A 16948-nucleotide genomic window follows, 5' to 3' on the forward strand; every position below is an offset into this window, starting at 1 on the left:
TGCATGCATAATAAATTATTGATTATATTTGTTATAAACTAATAAAGACATCATGCAAACTAAATTAACTCAACTTCTAAATATTAAGCACCCAATAATTCAAGCACCAATGTTTTTGGTATCTAACGTTGCAATGGTTACAGAAGCTATGAAAGGTGGAATTGCAGGTTGTATTCCTGCACTTAATTATAGAACACTCGATGAGTTAAGAGCGGTCTTAAAGGAACTTAAAGCTAATAAAGTTGAAGGAGGATCTTTTGGTTTTAATTTAATTGTAAATAAATCTAACTTAAAATATAAAGGTCAGTTAGAAGTGATTTGCGAAGAAGGATGCGATTTTATAATCACTTCTTTAGGAAGCCCGGAAGAAACCATTAAGCAGGCACACAAAGCAGGAATAAAAGTTTTTTGTGATGTTACCGATTTACGTTTTGCTAAAAAAGTAGAGCAATTAGGTGCAGACGCTGCGATTGCAGTAAATAGCGAAGCTGGTGGGCACAGAGGAAACTTATCTCCAGAAGAATTAACAAACCAATTAAGTAAAGCGCTAAGCATTCCTGTAATTTCTGCAGGAGGTGTAGGTTGTAAAGCAGATATTGATAGAATGATAAGCTACGGAGCAGAAGGTGTTAGCGTTGGAAGTCCGTTTATAGCATCTATAGAAGCAGGAGTTACAGAAGAATATAAGCAGGCTTGTGTAGATTATGGTGCTAAAGATATTATTATGACGCAACGTATTTCTGGTACACCTTGTACAGTAATTAATACGCCTTATGTTCAGAAAATTGGAACTAAAGAATCTTGGATTGAATCTTTTTTAAACAAAAGCAAAACCTTAAAAAAATGGGTGAAGATGGTTCGTTTTTCTATTGGTATGAAAGCTACAGAAAATGCAGCTAAAAAGGCAACTTATAAAACAGTTTGGGTTGCAGGACCAAGTATAGAGTACACAAAAGCCATTTTGCCTGTAAAGGATATCATTGTTAAATTAGTGAGTTAAAAATATTTTGTTTCAAACTTTTATAACATGAAAATGCATTGAATAATTAATAAATTTTAATTACTTTGTAATTGTAAGTGCTATATAGTTAATGAAAACATTTGGTAAACTTTTTATATTTATTGTTATAGCTTTTATTGGGGCGTTATATTGGTCTTTGTCTAGTACTAATGAAAATTTCAAAAAAGCAGAATTACTAAACATTGATAATATTTCGTCTTTTAATTTTAAGGCTATAGACTCTGTGGTTTTAGCTGCAAGTACATTATATAAAGCAGACGATATTAAATTACTAATGCAAGGAGAGCAATATCGGAAAGCATGGGAAACCCCAATAAAAGTGCCAGTAATTTTTTTAGACTCCTTACAAGGAGGGATGGAGGTTTTAAAAAAGGGTGGTGGAAAGCAAACCCATTCTTTAAAATTGGAATCTGAAAAAGGAATAAAATATACACTTAGAAGTATAAATAAAGACCCACGAGCATTAATTCCAGATTTAGCTAAAACATTAGGTTTAGAAAATATTGTTATCGATGGTATTAGCGCACAGCATCCTTATGGTGCTATTTTGGTTTCCGAACTCGCAAAAGCCGCTAGTATTTACACTACACATCCAAAAATTGTATTTATTCCAAAGCAAAAAATACTAGAGAACTACAATGCACAATTTGGTAATAGGTTGTATTTATTAGAGTATGAAACAGACAGCCATGTAAATTGGACAAATAATAAAAATGCAATTGAAATTATTGAGACGGACGATTTACAAAAATTAAAACTTAATCAAGAAAATACTGTTGTAATCGATAAATCTGCACTTATACGTTTGCGTTTATTCGATTTCCTTATAGGCGATTGGGATAGGCATGCCAAGCAATACGGTTGGGTAATAGAGAAACAAGACCATAATTATAGAGCCATTCCATTGGCAGGTGATCGGGATAATGCTTTTTTTAAAACCGAAGGTATAATTCCTACTATTTTATCTAATAAAAATATGGTTCCAGAATTGCAGTCTTTTGAAAAAGAGATTGATTTCATGCCAGGTTTGGTATATCCTTTCGATCGTTATTTCTTATATAATACTTCCGAAAAGGTATTTATTGCTGAAGCTGAAAAACTTCAAAAATCTTTAACCAATAAGGTAATATACGATGCTTTAAACGCATGGCCCAAGGAAATACAAGCGTTAGACGGTAAAGAAATTATCGAGAAAATGATATCTCGAAGAATAGATTTAGTTGCTTATGCCAAAGAATTTAAAAAGGTTATAGATAAAAAAGGAGTAGTAAAAGATCCGCTCAAGGGCTCCGGAAAACTTAACTTGCCATTAGAACTGTTGGAATGTTTTGATTGTACAAAAAAAGTGAACTAACCAAACTTCTAATCGTTACGCATCTATTTCTTAGATATTAAAACGCTTTTACTTATTAATTTTGAATGAAGAGTAGCAATATTGTTGTTTAATGTTTTATAGTATATGACAAAGAATAAATTAGTGATAATTTGATCTTTTTATTACGATTTGAAATTATTTTTCCTAAAATAAATAGTCAAATTACGTTTTTCACATAATATGAAACATTGTGTATCATTATATAATGATATTGAAATTTGGGTACTTATATTTACAATTAAATAGAGTGGATAATTAAAAATTATATGTTGAGATTTTGAGATATAATTAAAAGAAAATTATGGAAACCTTAAAAGAACAAACGGACGCTAAAATTGCAGCTGGAAGAAAAGCTAAACCAGACTTTATGAAAGGTGTCGATGATATTATTGCAAAAGCAAAAGCTTTCGAAAAAGGAGATGATGCTATCAAAATTGGGCATAAAGCTCCAAGTTTCAAGTTGCCTAATCCTGAAGGAAAATTAGTATCGCTAGATACTTTACTAGAAAAAGGACCAGTTGTTATTACATTTTATCGTGGTGATTGGTGTCCATATTGTAACTTACAACTTAGAGCGTTGCAAGCTAAATTAAGTGAAATTCATGAATTGGGTGCGACATTAGTTGCCATTAGCCCACAAGTACCAGATGGGTCTTTGTCTAAAAGTGAGATTAATGAAATGGAATTTATAGTATTGTCAGATCAGGATGCAAAAGTTGCTTCGCAATACGGTGTGGCTTGGGAAGTACCTGAGTTTTTGATGGAACATATGCGAGTAGATCGAAATCTTGATTTAGATAAAATTAACAATGGTAACGGTGCTATATTACCTATTCCGGCTACGTTTATTTTGGGACGTGACGGACTGGTTAAATGGAATTATGTTAATGTTGATTATAGAACGCGCTCAGAGCCAGATGAGATTATTGAGGCCTTGAAAAAACTAACTTTATAAAGCTTTACTGTCTTTATAAAGTAATTCAATTTAAACAGTTCTCAAAAAAATAAAGTCCTTGAAATTTTCAAGGGCTTTTTTGTTAAATAATATCAAGACATTGTAAGTTCATTTATTAAGTATTATCCTTGTATTGTAAAAGGTCGTTTATACGTTAAAAGGAATTGTGTTAAAATCACAAGCTGTCGCGCAACTGTAATTAATAATCTAAATTATTATAAGCCAGATTACTTGCCTTTACTAATTAATAATAATGCTTTCGCGATTTGAAGCCTGTTAATAGTTTTTAAGAATGTAGTTATTCTTCACTATTAGTGTTTCATTTAAAAAGCAATTAAAATTGAAACCAATGTCAAAAATAATACTTCGTGGACCATTACAATGCTGGGATATCTATTCTGTGTTTCTTCAAAAGCAATCCGAGGATTTTAAAAGAAACTCAGACATAGCTGCGTTAAAAGAGTTTCAAGATAAATACAATTGGTCTTTTAATATAGAAGAACAATTAAATAAAGTAAATTTCGATGCTATAGTTTTAACTAATAGTAATCAAAAAATAGAATGGGTTAATGTTGGTTTTAAAGAGATGACGGGCTATCCCGTAAATTTCACCAAAGGTAAATCTCCAAATTTTTTACAAGGCGAAAAGACTTCAGAAGAAACCTTAAATAGAATAAGAGAAAATATTAAAAATCAATTACCATTTAAGGAAACCATAATAAACTATAAAAAAAGCGGTGAAATGTATCGCTGTGAAATAGAGGTGTTTCCATTAAAAAATAAAGAAGGGAAATTGTCTCATTTACTAGCTTTAGAAAAAGAAGTTTATATAAAAAGTAATAATAGTTCTGTATTAGAATACTAAAGCAATTAATACTTAGTTTTCTGTTAAGCTGACTATAAAATTTAAAAACATCACATTTATTGACCTACGTCAAACAAATTGATTTAAGAGACCATTAGTTTTGTGTTTTCAAATAACAATAAAAACGAATAATGGTACTTACAGAATTAAATACACTAACACTTTTTGGTAACGATAGCCAGGAACGTGTAGAAAAAGCATTAAAACACCTTCAAAATGGAAGTGGAGTTATTTTAATGGACGATGAAAATAGAGAAAACGAGGGCGATTTAATATTCTCCGCACATAATATGACCAATAGTAACATGGCACTCATGATTAGAAAATGTAGTGGTATTGTTTGTCTTTGTTTAACCAATGAAAAAGCAGATTCACTTAATTTGCCATACATGGTAAAAGAAAATACGAGTAGTTTTCAAACGCCTTTTACTATTTCTATAGAAGCAAAGGAAGGAGTGACTACGGGAGTCTCAGCAAAAGACAGATTGAAAACAATACAAGTAGCCAGCAACGAAAATGCGGTAAGTAGCGACTTGGCAAAACCAGGGCATATATTTCCTTTAAGAGCTAAAAACAACGGTGTACTTGAAAGAGATGGGCATACAGAAGGAAGCGTAGATTTAATGAAATTAGCAGGCTTAAAACCAGAAGCTGTACTCTGCGAATTAATGAACGACGACGGTACAATGGCGCAAATGGATAGTATTATAGAATTTACAGAAGAACATAATTTAATGGCACTATCAATACAAGATATTATACATTACCGTAAATTTGTAAGAGACTATAAATAAATGGAGCACTATATTGAACTCACAAATTTCATAAAAAAGAATATTGATATTGAGGATGAAGACTTAAAAGTGGTCTTGTCTTATTTTAAACCCATTAAAAAAAGTAAAAATGAAATTTTACTTTCAAATGGAAAGAACAGTCAGGTTAGTTATTTCGTTAAAAAAGGGTGTCTAAGAATTTTTTATATAGATGAAGAGGGCAAGGATATTACACGTTATATAGCATTCGAAAATCAGTTTGCGACAGAACTTGTTAGCTTTATAACCAACGAACCAGCACAAGAAAATATTCAAGTTATAGAAAAGAGTGAGTTGTTATATATAACTCATGATGACTTTAGAACCCTCATAAAAACGATTCCTAAATGGAAAGATTTTTATAACATTTATTTAGAAAAAGCCTACGTTAATAGTTCTAAAAGATTAATATCATTTACAACTCTCGATGCATCCGAAAGGTATCAGCAGTTGTTTAAAATAAACCCTAATATTGTTAGACGCCTACCAAACAAAATAGTTGCTTCTTATATTAATATTTCTCAAGAAACTTTAAGTAGAATAAAATCTAAGTTGCAACAGTAAAATAAAATACACAATAAAATTAAAATTATAAAGTATGAAAAAGGTATTATTCCTGGGGCTATTCTTATTACAATTTATAGGATACTCACAAGCGATTGATGCAAAACCAAGTTCAGAAAAACCTAGTGACAAATTATTACTAACAATCTTTCTTAAACATGATCAAAGCATGAATTTAAATGAGATTGAAAAAATAAGAACAGATCAAGGTTTTTATGAAAACTTCCTACCAGAAGGTGTGGCTGTAGTTAATTGGTTTGTGGTTATGGGAATTGGTCAAATGGTCATTTTAGAACTTCCTGCTTCAAAATTATCAGCTGTAAACTTAGCAATTGAAAGAACCGCATGGAAGGCTTTTAAAACCGAAATTTATCCAACGTATAATTTATATCCTATTATAGAAAATAAGCTTAAAAATAAATCGAAAGTGAGTTACTAGAATAGCTGCTACATTTAATTTTTATTAGGAAAATTTTCTCATACGAATCCATATCATTTATATTGATACATATGCACAAAGTGTAATAAGACTAACTCGTTTTAATGTTGAGACAGCTATGCTTTTTTAGGAAAAGGAAAATTAAATTCAACTTGATTTTAATATAAAAAGTACTAAAACCGAATACTTGACTTTGTCAAAAAAATAGTCGAACTTCGTTTAACGTATGATATAAAACATTGAAACGATTTTATATCAACGAAATATTGTGCCTCATTACCAGAAACCGCTAACCAATAATGAAACTCTTTAGAAAAATTAGACAAAACTTACTTCTTGGAGTAAAATTGAAAAATATATTAAACCTATTTTTGAAGAAATTATTTTTCACGTTTGAATCTTACAAAAAAGAGTTACTAACTGATGACTATTAAACAACCTACCAAGAATGCATTAAAAACAGTATCGCTTAAATTTAATCATAGTTCTCTTTGGAGTTGGGTTCAGAAATTAATTGTTTTTATAATTTTCTCTTTAGTTGTAAATCATTTATCAACTCCTGAGAGTTTTCCAGATGGTAAATCGTATAGATTTCCAATAGAAGGTTTTCTATCCACTATTGCTTTGTGTATTCTTATTGGAATCATAGCAGAGCTTAATTTTAAATTTTACAAGAAAAAGTATTTCTCTAAAAAAGTAGAAATCGCCTCTATCTCATGGTATATGGTTACTACTCTTGGGTATATTACCGTCATGTATATTCCGTTAGGTATTGTCTTAAATATAATTGCTGGTGGAGAAACAGAATTCTATTATTTATTAATTGGATTGCTAATTACCTTGTTGTTAAGTTTTATTCTCATAGGACTAGCATATTCCCTAGACATCTACAATTTATATAAGCTATCTATAAAAGGTTATGAAATTACTATTGAAAGTGGTGCGAAAATAACCAAGCTTACCTACGAAAAAATTGCATGTTTCTATAGCGAAAACAAAATTGTATATACTGTTCAAAATGATGGCACCACAATCACCACAGATTTTACATTGAATGAACTCGAAGAAAAAATAAACGACCAATTGTTTTTTAGAGCCAATCGTCAAATTATCATTCATAAAGATGCGGTAGACCATGTTGAAAAGATTGAAAATGGCAAATTACGAATTAGGTTAAAAACTTCTATTGAAAATGATACGATTGCCAAAATCAACATCAGTCGTTATAAACGAAAAGAATTTATGGATTGGTTTTAATAAGAAATTGAAAAAACTAACGACTATTCAGGTATTAATTTGGGACTATTCAGTAAAAGAATGAGTATTTAAAGGGTTTTTCAGAAGTTTTGTTCATTATTTTGCTTTGAATTTAAAATCAAATAACAATGAACAAAATTACATTACGAAATACATTAATACCATTATTTACCCTAGCATTTATTTGTTTCATGTACTTTGGGCCAATCACTAGAACACCTTTTGAAAATATAATTATCTCTATTATCATTATTATAGCTAATTTTATAGAGTACAAAGGAAAACCATTTTCAGTGCTTGGTTTTAAACGTGAAAAATTCAATGTAAAAAATCTCCTTGTACATGCTCCATTAGTTGCACTAGGCCTCTTTATTTTTTATGTTTTTGCAGTCGTTCCTGGAATCGAGATACTAACAGGAGTTACTATTGATTATTCAAGCATGAGCCAATTGAAAGGAAACCTTGGAAACACAATCATCTGGTTATTAATAGTGTGGGTTACTGCTGGATTTGGAGAAGAAATTATTTTTAGAGGTTATCTTATGCGACAGTTCGTAAAATTCTTTGGAGACAGTAAAATCAGTCTTGCTATAAATATTCTAATAATTTGTGGTTTTTTCGGTTACATGCACATGCAGCAAGGAATTACTGGGCAACTAGTCGTAGTAATTACCGGAGCACTCTTATCTATAGTATTCTACATTCGCAAATATGATTTGTGGTTTTTGATTATGATACATGGTTTTTTTAACACACTAGGTATTTTGAGTTTTTACTTTGGTTTGGCTTAACGATAACTAGAAGTACCGATAAGATTTTTACTTAATCAATGTAAGTATTGTTAAAAAAAATAAGTTGCTTAAAATAACGAAAGCACAACACCGTATATAATTTATTGCTGGCTTATCGCCTACTTACGAAAGTCCTCGCGGACTTATTGGTCGGTAATTATTTGCTAAATTAGGTGCGTTAAACCACGCAACAAACCATATACAAAAACGTTAAACGAAACGCTGACCCGTCCTGAAATAAGGCTACATAATTTTAAACATTATGTATAGAAATGACAAAGTAATTAGACGTTACAGTGAACCTTTTAAATTAAAAATTTTAGCCGAACTTACAATCGGTAAACACACAAAGAGTGAACTTTGCAAACTCTACTCTATTGCACCTACAACAGTAAATGTGTGGATTAAAAAGTACAATCGTAAAGATTTAATGAATACCAGAGTAAAAGTGGAAACAAAAGACGAAATATCTAGAATTAAAGCACTTCAAAAAGAGGTTGAGCAACTTAAAAAACTACTACTTAAAAAGGATCTCGATGCTATGGTACAGGATTGTTATCTTGAAGTAGCTGCTGAAGATCTTGGCTATAAATCAGTTAATGAACTAAAAAAAAAGCTAAGTATAAAGCCTTAAGTAAAGCCAAAAAGATATCTAAGGGATTTGCTTCTTTGACAACTATAACCCATTGTTTTGGACTTAAACGCAATGCTTATTACAAGCATAAAAAAAGAGCTGATAAGCGTTTAAACCTAGAACTTCAGATTATTAATATCGTTAGAAAAAGACGCAAATCCCTTCCTAGAGAAGGCGTGAGAAAACTTGTAAAATCATTAAATGCAGATTTTAATAAAGCCAATATTAAAGTTGCTAGAGATACTTTATTTAATGTGCTTAGAAAACATCAAATGCTGACACTTAGAAGGAAAACCAGTGCTAGAACTACGAACTCTTATCATCGTTTTTATAAATATAATAACATCATAAAAGACTTAGAAGTTACTAGAGCTAACCAAGTTTGGGTATCTGATATCACATACATTAGAACCATAAAAGGTTTTTGCTACCTAGCTTTAATAACAGATATGCATTCCAGGAAAATAGTTGGTTATGATATTAGTGATAGCTTGGAACTTAAAGGATGTGTGAGAGCGCTAAACAAGGCCATTTATCAAGCTAAAAGCATTAAACAACTTATTCATCATTCGGACAGAGGAATACAGTATTGTAGCAATGTATACACACAAATACTCAAAAGAAAAAAGATAGATATTAGTATGACCGAAGAAAATCATTGTTACGAAAATGCAATGGCAGAACGTGTAAATGGAATTTTAAAAGATGAATTTTATTTAGACCAGACCTTTGATAACGTGAGTCACGCTAAGAGAGCTGCAAAAAATGCAATTAATTTATACAATGAAGTAAGATTACATTTATCTTTAGATTATAAAACACCTAATATGGTATATAAATTATCAGCTTAATTCAATTTTAACCTGTAGCCATATTTCAGGACAAGACACGCCCTAAATCCAACCAATCCATCATACCAAGCCATTAATAATATCCACATTAACCACGTGTTTACCTTCAAAAGGAATAATACTCACATCGTTTCCAAACAATTCACGGGCACGTTCAGTTTCATGAGCAATACGTTCTGCATCTAAATATTCATCTTCAGTCCCATAAACCAAAGAGACCTTTGCTTTTAATAGTTTAAAATCTTCGGCAACTAATTCTTTTGGTAAACCACCAGAATGCAATATAAGTTGAGAACATGGTAACTGTCTATTTTTAAGATAACGAGTTGCAACGCTAACACCTTGAGAATAGGCTAAAACAATAATATTTTTGTCTTCAGGAATTTGTTCTTCGGCTAAAATAGAATCAAAATAATTGACAATGTTTTGAGTTTCAGTTTGTGTGTTTTCTTTAGTTAACCAGCAGGCACCAACATGTTTAAAACCATCTTGATAATACAAACTAGGCGCTTGAGGAGAAATAATGTAATTTTCTTCGGCATTTAAGCCTTTAAAATATCTAATAAAATATTTGCTTAAATAACCCAAACCATGGCATACAAACCATACATTCTTGGTTTTATCTGTTAAAGTGTTTAAAGTAGAATAAGGTTTGTTAGTAGTATAAAATATTTCCTTTTGGGTAGATTGCATTCTTGCTATGTTTCGTATTTTTGAGGTTATAAAAATACAGTAAATAGATGAATATTTCTAAAACAGAAATGCTAGCAAAAGCAAACGCTTCTAGTAAAGATACTTTAATGGAAACTTTAAACATTGAAATGGTCGATTTTGGCGACAATTTTCTTGTAGCCAGAATGCCAGTAACACCAAGAGTACACCAACCAGATGGCGTATTACATGGTGGAGCAACGGCAGCATTAGCCGAAAGTGTTGGTAGTTTTGCGTCGCATATATTTACAGACACAGAGAATATGTTTGTACGCGGTTTAGAGATTACAGCAAACCATTTAAAGAGCGTAAAAGACGGTTATGTTTATGCAAAAGCGACTTTTTTACACAAAGGAAGGACTACACAATTATTAGATATTAGAGTAACAGACGAAGCCGATAATTTAGTTTCTATTTGTAGATTGTCTACAATCTCGTTACCAAAAAAGAAGTAATAAATGCAATCATCAGATTTTTTCGAGAGTACCCAAAATCATTTTGACGATGCTTTACCATTTGTATTGTATTCTAAACCCAATACTTCGGTTGTTAAAGGCGTGTTTCAAGAAAATGATATAGTGTATACTTCTGAAAATTTAACTGAAAGCGGATTCGTTTTTTCTCCTTTCGATTCAGACAAGCAAACAGTATTAATTCCTACCGAGCAATCCGATAGTTTAGAAACAAGTTTTAGTGTTACTGAAGACAATCGAGAAGCTGAAGATAAATTGAAGTCAAACGAAAGTGAAGCCGATTTAAACCACGCGAAAACGTTTCATATCGCTTTAGTTTCAAAAGCTATAAAAACGATAAAAGAGAACACTTTTAAGAAAGTAGTAATTTCACGAAAGGAAGAAGTGGCACTTTTAGAAAGTAATCCCATTCAGCTTTTTAAACGCTTATTATCACAATACAAAACAGCATTTGTGTATTGCTGGTATCACCCAAAAATAGGGTTGTGGCTTGGTGCAACACCAGAAACATTATTAAGCGTCACCGGAAACAGGTTTACAACAATGGCTTTGGCAGGTACTCAGGAATTTAAAGGAGATGCCAACCCAAAATGGGAAGCCAAAGAAACTGAAGAACAACAATTGGTTACAGATTTTTTAGTCGAAAGTTTAGAAGCTTCAGTCACTAATTTAAGTGTGGCAAAAGTAGAAACTATAAAAGCAGGTAATTTACTGCATTTAAAAACTAGAGTTTCGGGGCTATTGACTTCAAATTTAAAAGAAGTTGTAACTGTTTTACATCCAACGCCTGCGGTTTGTGGCTTACCAAAAGTAACTGCTAAGCAATTTATTTTAAACAACGAAAACTATAATCGTGAGTTTTACTCAGGTTATTTAGGCGAACTAAACATCAAAGAAAAAACCACTCGAAACACAAACCGTAGAAACGTAGAAAATAATGCGTACAGTGCCGTAAAAACGATTTCTAATTTATATGTAAACCTACGATGCATGCAATTAACGGATGTAAAAGCTAGTATTTATGTTGGTGGCGGTATTACAAAAGACTCGATTGCTGAAAATGAATGGCAAGAAACGGTGAATAAAACACAAACCATGAAAAAGGTGTTGTTTTAATTCGGATTAAAAGTGTGATTTTGTATTTTTACACCACAGATGAAGCACCCAAAAATACCACTCGCTCAAACCGTTGTTCAGCTTTGTAAAGCTAAAAATATACAACACATAGTATTATCTCCAGGTAGTAGAAATGCGCCATTAACAATAGGTTTTACTCACGATCCCTTTTTTAAATGTTATAGTATTGTAGACGAGCGCTGTGCTGCGTTTTTTGCTATGGGAATTGCACAGCAAATTCAAGAGCCAGTAGCTGTTGTTTGTACTTCGGGCAGTGCACTTTTAAATTATTATCCTGCTGTTGCAGAAGCTTTTTATAGTAACATTCCTTTAGTAGTTTTAAGTGCAGATAGACCAAAACATTTAATTGGTATTGGCGACGGACAAACTATAAATCAAGAAGATGTTTATAAGAATCACATTTTGTATTCTGCTAATTTAAAGCAAGATATAGATGAAGTAAATAAACTTGAAGGAAGTGAAAAAGCAAAGTGTTTAGATTTACAAAAGAGTGTACAAGATTTTAATGAAGAAGAAATAAATAAGGCAATTAACGTATCGGTTTTAGAAAAAGGACCAGTACATATAAATATTCCGTTTAACGAACCTTTGTATGATAGGGTCGATGAACTAGTTGTGAACCCAAAAGTCATTCCGCTTGCGGAAAAAGATATTGAAAATATAGATTTAAGTATTTTTGTTAAGCAATGGAATAAAGCAAAACGAAAATTAGTTTTAGTTGGTGTAAACCAACCCAACAGTGTAGAACAAGAATATTTAGATAAATTAGCGCAAGACGAAAGTGTTTTAGTACTTACCGAAACAACGTCTAATATACATCATGAGCGTTTTATTCCAGGAATAGATAAGCTAATAGCTGCTTTAAATACTGAGGAATTAGAGCTTTTAAAACCAGAGGTTCTTTTAACTTTTGGCGGACTTGTGGTTTCTAAAAAGATTAAAAAATTCTTAAGAGATTGTAACTTAAAACAACATTGGCACGTTGGAGAATACCATGCAAACAATACTTTTTTTGCTTTAAACAAAGTGTTTAAAATGCCTGTTAATGCATTTTTTTCTCAGTTTTTACCGCAAACGAACATTGTAGAAAGTGAATACAATAGTTTTTGGCTAACTGCTTTTAATAGTAGAAGAGAAAAGCATGAAATTTATTTAAAAACCATTCCTTTTTGCGATTTTAAAGCTTTTGAAATTGTATTAAAAGCCGTACCAAGCGATTGTCAATTACAAGTAGGGAACAGTTCTGCTATTCGATACACGCAACTTTTCGATGTAAAGAGATCTATAGAAGTTTTTTGTAATAGAGGAACTAGTGGAATCGATGGAAGCACAAGTACAGCTATTGGTGCTGCATTAGCTTCTAAATTACGAACGACATTTATTACAGGAGATTTAAGTTTTTTATACGATAGTAATGCCTTTTGGAATAATTATATACCCAACAACTTTAGAGTAATAGTTGTTAATAATGGAGGAGGAGGTATTTTTAGAATTTTACCGGGTCATAAAAACACATCAAATTATGACACTTATTTTGAGACCAAGCATAATTTAACAGCAAAACAATACTGTAAGATGTATGGTTTTAAATATAATACGGCTTCAAGTGAATTAGAATTAGATTCGGTTTTAAGCCATTTTTATAAGGAAGAAAGTCAACCTAAATTACTAGAAATCTTTACTCCAAACGATTTGAATGATGAGGCGCTTTTAAAGTATTTTAAAGCAATTAAGTAATTAATCGATATATTTTTCCGTTTATCGATATTGATGAAGGAATTTGTTAAATGAATAATTTTATTGGTTTAAAAAAATTGTATATTTAAGGAGAATAAAAACAACTTAAAACTATAATTATGAGTAAAAGAGATGATCTAATTGCAAAATACGCGGCAGATTTAAAAGATAAAATTGGTGAAACTCCAGATATGGATTTTTTAACTAAAGTAACAATTGGTTGTGGACCGTCTATTTACAATAAGGATGCTGCAACGGTTTCGGGTTCAGATGATAAAGAATTAGCTACAGTTAAAAATAATTTTTTAATTAAAAAATTAGGTTTAGAAGATAGTGCAGATTTAGATAAAGCAATCGCTTCTGTAATGGAAAAATATGGTAAGTCTAACAGAAATAAATATAGAGCAGTTGTTTATTATTTATTAGCTAGACACTTTAAAAAAGAATCTGTTTATAAATAGAATAGTTTTAAACTATAAATAGTAAAAGCGCTACAACATCAAGTTGTAGCGCTTTTTTTGTATTATGCGTTTATTTTAAAATCTATATAATAGTGTCCTTTTTATTTAGAATTTATATTTAGATTTTAAAAATGCTTTCAAAATGAAAAAAACATCATTTTTGAGTATTAATATTAGTATTTTTGCAGCATGATAAATATAGGAAAATTTAATACTTTAGAAATACTAAGAGAAACCGAACCAGGTATGTTTCTTGGAGATACAGATGGTAACGAGGTTTTATTGCCAAACCGTTATGTTGAGGACGTTTTTAAAGTTGGAGATGATGTAGAAGTATTTATATACTTAGATAACGATGAACGTTTAGTGGCAGTTACAGACGAGCCGCATATTACAGTAGACGATTTTGCAGTTTTACGTTGTAATGCAGTAAACGATTATGGTGCTTTTCTCGATTGGGGAATGGTAAAAGAATTATTTTGTCCGTTTAAAGAACAGGCCTTTCCAATGAAAAAAGGAGGTTGGTATTTAGTACATTGTTATTTAGATGAAAAGAGTGAAAGACTTGTAGCAACAAGTAAAACAAATAGGTTTTTAGATAATGAAGAACTAACAGTTGCTGAGTTCGAGGAAGTGGAACTAATAGTGTCGCATCCAAGTGATTTTGGGATGAATGTTATTGTAAACAAGCAACATACAGGACTAATTTATAAAGACAGTATCTTTCAAGAATTAAGTATTGGAGATCGTTTAAAAGGGATTGTTAAAAAAATAAGACCAGGAAATAAATTAGATATAGCTCTAGGGCAAGTTGGTTTTAGAAACATAGAACCTAATGCTAAAAAGATTCTAGAAATTTTAGGAGATAATTCAGGTTTTTTACCACTTTACGATAAATCTTCTCCAGAAGCAATTAAAGAAACTTTAGAAATGAGTAAGAAAAACTTTAAAAAAGCGATTGGTACACTTTATAAGCAGAAACAAATTACTATCGAAAAGGATGGTATTCGTTTAGTGTAATCCTACAGTTTTAAGTTTTAGTAAAAAAATAAAGCTACTATTCTACCTAAGTAGACGTAGTAGCTTTCAACTAACTTGATATTTAAGGGGCATTTATTAGTTATTAAAATATTTTTATATCAATTTATATTTTTAATTAGGTTAAATAATTTAATAGAATAGCACGTATTTAGTAAGGTTGTCTATAATCTACAACACAGCTATAATCAGCAAAAAAACAACTAGCCGTCTTCTTATACAAACTAACAAAGGTTTGTATCATATTTAATTAAGACGTTTTATGCGCTAATTGTAAACATATTTTGAGCTTTTTCTTTTGCCCAATTTGCAGCGTCTGCTAGATTATTTGCAATATAAAATGGTTTCTTCAAGAAATGTTGTTCAATTTTTACGTTCATTTCATCAAAATGATTATTATATACTATAGAACTAAATGACACTGCGTTTTCTAATTGATTACTATAGTGTACTAAGTCTAATGGTGAAACCGAGTATTGGTTTATTCTATTTGTAACATGACCAAAAGGTCTATTCTTAAAAAATGATTTTGTAATTTTTATAAGAGTCTTAGTATTTGATGTGTCTAAATGGACACCTTCTTTTACTTCCGCAACTATTAAATTTTTGAAAAAATAAAAATCGCCAATAGTGAGGTGATGGGTTTCTAGAACGTCTTGGTAGAGTGGTGAGTCAACTGTTCTCATTTTTAGGGTTTTATAGATTAATTAATAACGAGACAAAGATATTGGCCACCTCCTAATTTGTCTTTATTTATTAACTAATAAACAGGAGTAAGGATTAAGTGTTGTATTTATCTGTTAAAAAACATTACTAAGTAGGTTAATACTTACGTGATGTAATTTGTTACTGCTATTATGTCATTTATCTCATTAAATTAAAAAAACAGAATGCTATTAATAGTTAAAAGAATAATTAAATAATCAGGACTACAATAATCAAAATTATGTATTTTTAAATTCTGAAAAATAAATGATAATATGAGCGAGATAAAATGGGTTAAAGTCAAAGATTATGAAGATATTACCTATAATAAATGTAACGGCGTTGCAAGAATAGCCTTTAATAGACCAGATGTTAGAAATGCATTTAGACCAAAAACAACAAAAGAACTTTATGATGCTTTTTACGATGCACAGGAAGATGTTAATATTGGAGTAGTATTATTATCTGCTGAAGGTCCATCTTCCAAGGATGGAATTTATTCTTTTTGTTCTGGAGGAGATCAGAAAGCCCGTGGTAAGCAAGGCTATGTTGGAGAAGATGGTTACCATAGATTAAATATTTTAGAAGTACAACGTCTTATTCGTTTTATGCCTAAAGCAGTTATAGCGGTTGTTCCGGGTTGGGCAGTTGGTGGAGGACATAGTTTGCACGTGGTTTGCGATTTAACTTTAGCGAGTAAAGAACATGCCATTTTTAAGCAGACCGATGCAGATGTTACAAGTTTTGATGGAGGTTATGGTTCTGCATATTTAGCAAAAATGGTAGGACAGAAAAAAGCAAGAGAAATTTTCTTTTTAGGGCGCAATTATTCTGCTCAAGAAGCATACGAAATGGGAATGGTAAATGCCGTAATTCCACACGACGAATTAGAAAATACAGCCTACCAATGGGCTCAAGAAATATTAGAAAAATCACCAACATCTATTAAGATGCTTAAATTTGCTATGAACTTAACAGACGACGGAATGGTTGGACAGCAAGTTTTTGCTGGTGAAGCAACCCGTTTAGCTTATATGACAGATGAAGCAAAAGAAGGACGAGATGCTTTTTTAGAAAAAAGAAAACCTAATTTCCCTAAGCAATGGATTCCATAAAATTATA

General features: G+C 31.1%; 19 protein-coding genes and 1 riboswitch. Of the genes, 17 read left to right on the forward strand and 2 right to left on the reverse strand.

Going from position 1 to position 16948, the window contains the following annotated elements:
- Positions 1-52: 52 nt before the first annotated feature.
- From ASC44_RS00985 to ASC44_RS01035, 11 genes are all read left to right on the forward strand, one after another.
- The gene (locus ASC44_RS00985; RefSeq protein WP_055445754.1) at positions 53-1000 is read left to right on the forward strand and encodes an NAD(P)H-dependent flavin oxidoreductase; all 948 of its coding nucleotides are present in this window, start codon (positions 53-55) and stop codon (positions 998-1000) included.
- 91 nt (positions 1001-1091) lie between these two features.
- Positions 1092-2375: a hypothetical protein gene (locus ASC44_RS00990; RefSeq protein WP_055445755.1), complete on the forward strand. Its 1284-nt coding sequence runs from the start codon at positions 1092-1094 to the stop codon at positions 2373-2375.
- 322 nt (positions 2376-2697) lie between these two features.
- Positions 2698-3351, forward strand: a complete 654-nt coding sequence (locus tag ASC44_RS00995; protein ID WP_055445756.1) for a peroxiredoxin-like family protein — start codon at positions 2698-2700, stop codon at positions 3349-3351.
- Positions 3352-3474: 123 nt separating this feature from the next.
- Positions 3475-3604, forward strand: a riboswitch (cobalamin riboswitch).
- 96 nt (positions 3605-3700) lie between these two features.
- Positions 3701-4216, forward strand: coding sequence for a PAS domain-containing protein (locus ASC44_RS01000; RefSeq protein ID WP_055445757.1), 516 nt, complete (start codon positions 3701-3703; stop codon positions 4214-4216).
- A 131-nt stretch (positions 4217-4347) separates the two neighbouring features.
- Positions 4348-5010, forward strand: coding sequence for a 3,4-dihydroxy-2-butanone-4-phosphate synthase (gene ribB, locus ASC44_RS01005; protein ID WP_055445758.1), 663 nt, complete (start codon positions 4348-4350; stop codon positions 5008-5010).
- Positions 5011-5592, forward strand: coding sequence for a Crp/Fnr family transcriptional regulator (locus ASC44_RS01010; protein ID WP_055445759.1), 582 nt, complete (start codon positions 5011-5013; stop codon positions 5590-5592).
- A gap of 34 nt (positions 5593-5626) precedes the next feature.
- Positions 5627-6031, forward strand: a complete 405-nt coding sequence (locus ASC44_RS01015) for a hypothetical protein (protein WP_055445760.1) — start codon at positions 5627-5629, stop codon at positions 6029-6031.
- Positions 6032-6454: 423 nt separating this feature from the next.
- Entirely contained in the window at positions 6455-7288 is an 834-nt protein-coding gene (locus ASC44_RS01020) for a LytR/AlgR family response regulator transcription factor (protein WP_055445761.1), read from the forward strand.
- A gap of 128 nt (positions 7289-7416) precedes the next feature.
- Entirely contained in the window at positions 7417-8079 is a 663-nt protein-coding gene (locus ASC44_RS01025; protein WP_055445762.1) for a CPBP family intramembrane glutamic endopeptidase, read from the forward strand.
- Positions 8080-8341: 262 nt separating this feature from the next.
- Positions 8342-8713: a transposase gene (locus ASC44_RS01030; protein WP_055434618.1), complete on the forward strand. Its 372-nt coding sequence runs from the start codon at positions 8342-8344 to the stop codon at positions 8711-8713.
- 14 nt (positions 8714-8727) lie between these two features.
- On the forward strand, positions 8728-9564 hold the full coding sequence (locus ASC44_RS01035) for an IS3 family transposase (RefSeq protein WP_083476212.1): 837 nt from the start codon (positions 8728-8730) through the stop codon (positions 9562-9564).
- Positions 9565-9624: 60 nt separating this feature from the next.
- On the opposite strand, the gene ASC44_RS01040 is transcribed toward ASC44_RS01035, so the two are convergent.
- A complete protein-coding gene (locus ASC44_RS01040) occupies positions 9625-10257 on the reverse strand; it encodes an alpha/beta hydrolase (protein WP_055445763.1) in 633 nt (210 codons plus the stop codon).
- A gap of 47 nt (positions 10258-10304) precedes the next feature.
- On the opposite strand from ASC44_RS01040, the gene ASC44_RS01045 reads away from it, so the two are divergent.
- The 5 genes from ASC44_RS01045 (at position 10305) to ASC44_RS01065 (ending at position 15103) form a co-directional block, all read left to right on the forward strand.
- Positions 10305-10730 (forward strand): PaaI family thioesterase, encoded by a 426-nt coding sequence (locus ASC44_RS01045; protein WP_055437023.1) that lies wholly within the window; start codon positions 10305-10307, stop codon positions 10728-10730.
- A gap of 3 nt (positions 10731-10733) precedes the next feature.
- A complete protein-coding gene (locus ASC44_RS01050; RefSeq protein ID WP_055445764.1) occupies positions 10734-11864 on the forward strand; it encodes a chorismate-binding protein in 1131 nt (376 codons plus the stop codon).
- 39 nt (positions 11865-11903) lie between these two features.
- Positions 11904-13622: a 2-succinyl-5-enolpyruvyl-6-hydroxy-3-cyclohexene-1-carboxylic-acid synthase gene (gene menD, locus ASC44_RS01055; protein ID WP_055445765.1), complete on the forward strand. Its 1719-nt coding sequence runs from the start codon at positions 11904-11906 to the stop codon at positions 13620-13622.
- Positions 13623-13741: 119 nt separating this feature from the next.
- Positions 13742-14083: a DUF2853 family protein gene (locus ASC44_RS01060; protein WP_055445766.1), complete on the forward strand. Its 342-nt coding sequence runs from the start codon at positions 13742-13744 to the stop codon at positions 14081-14083.
- 189 nt (positions 14084-14272) lie between these two features.
- Positions 14273-15103, forward strand: a complete 831-nt coding sequence (locus ASC44_RS01065) for a CvfB family protein (protein ID WP_055445767.1) — start codon at positions 14273-14275, stop codon at positions 15101-15103.
- A gap of 278 nt (positions 15104-15381) precedes the next feature.
- Here ASC44_RS01065 and ASC44_RS01070 read toward each other — a convergent pair whose 3' ends face one another.
- The gene (locus ASC44_RS01070; protein WP_055445768.1) at positions 15382-15807 is read right to left on the reverse strand and encodes a hypothetical protein; all 426 of its coding nucleotides are present in this window, start codon (positions 15805-15807) and stop codon (positions 15382-15384) included.
- 294 nt (positions 15808-16101) lie between these two features.
- Between ASC44_RS01070 and ASC44_RS01075 the strand changes: the two genes are divergently transcribed.
- Positions 16102-16941, forward strand: coding sequence for a 1,4-dihydroxy-2-naphthoyl-CoA synthase (locus ASC44_RS01075; protein WP_055445769.1), 840 nt, complete (start codon positions 16102-16104; stop codon positions 16939-16941).
- The last annotated feature ends 7 nt before the right edge of the window (positions 16942-16948 follow it).

Source organism: Lacinutrix mariniflava, assembly GCF_001418015.1.
Classification (GTDB): Bacteria; Bacteroidota; Bacteroidia; order Flavobacteriales; family Flavobacteriaceae; genus Lacinutrix; species Lacinutrix mariniflava.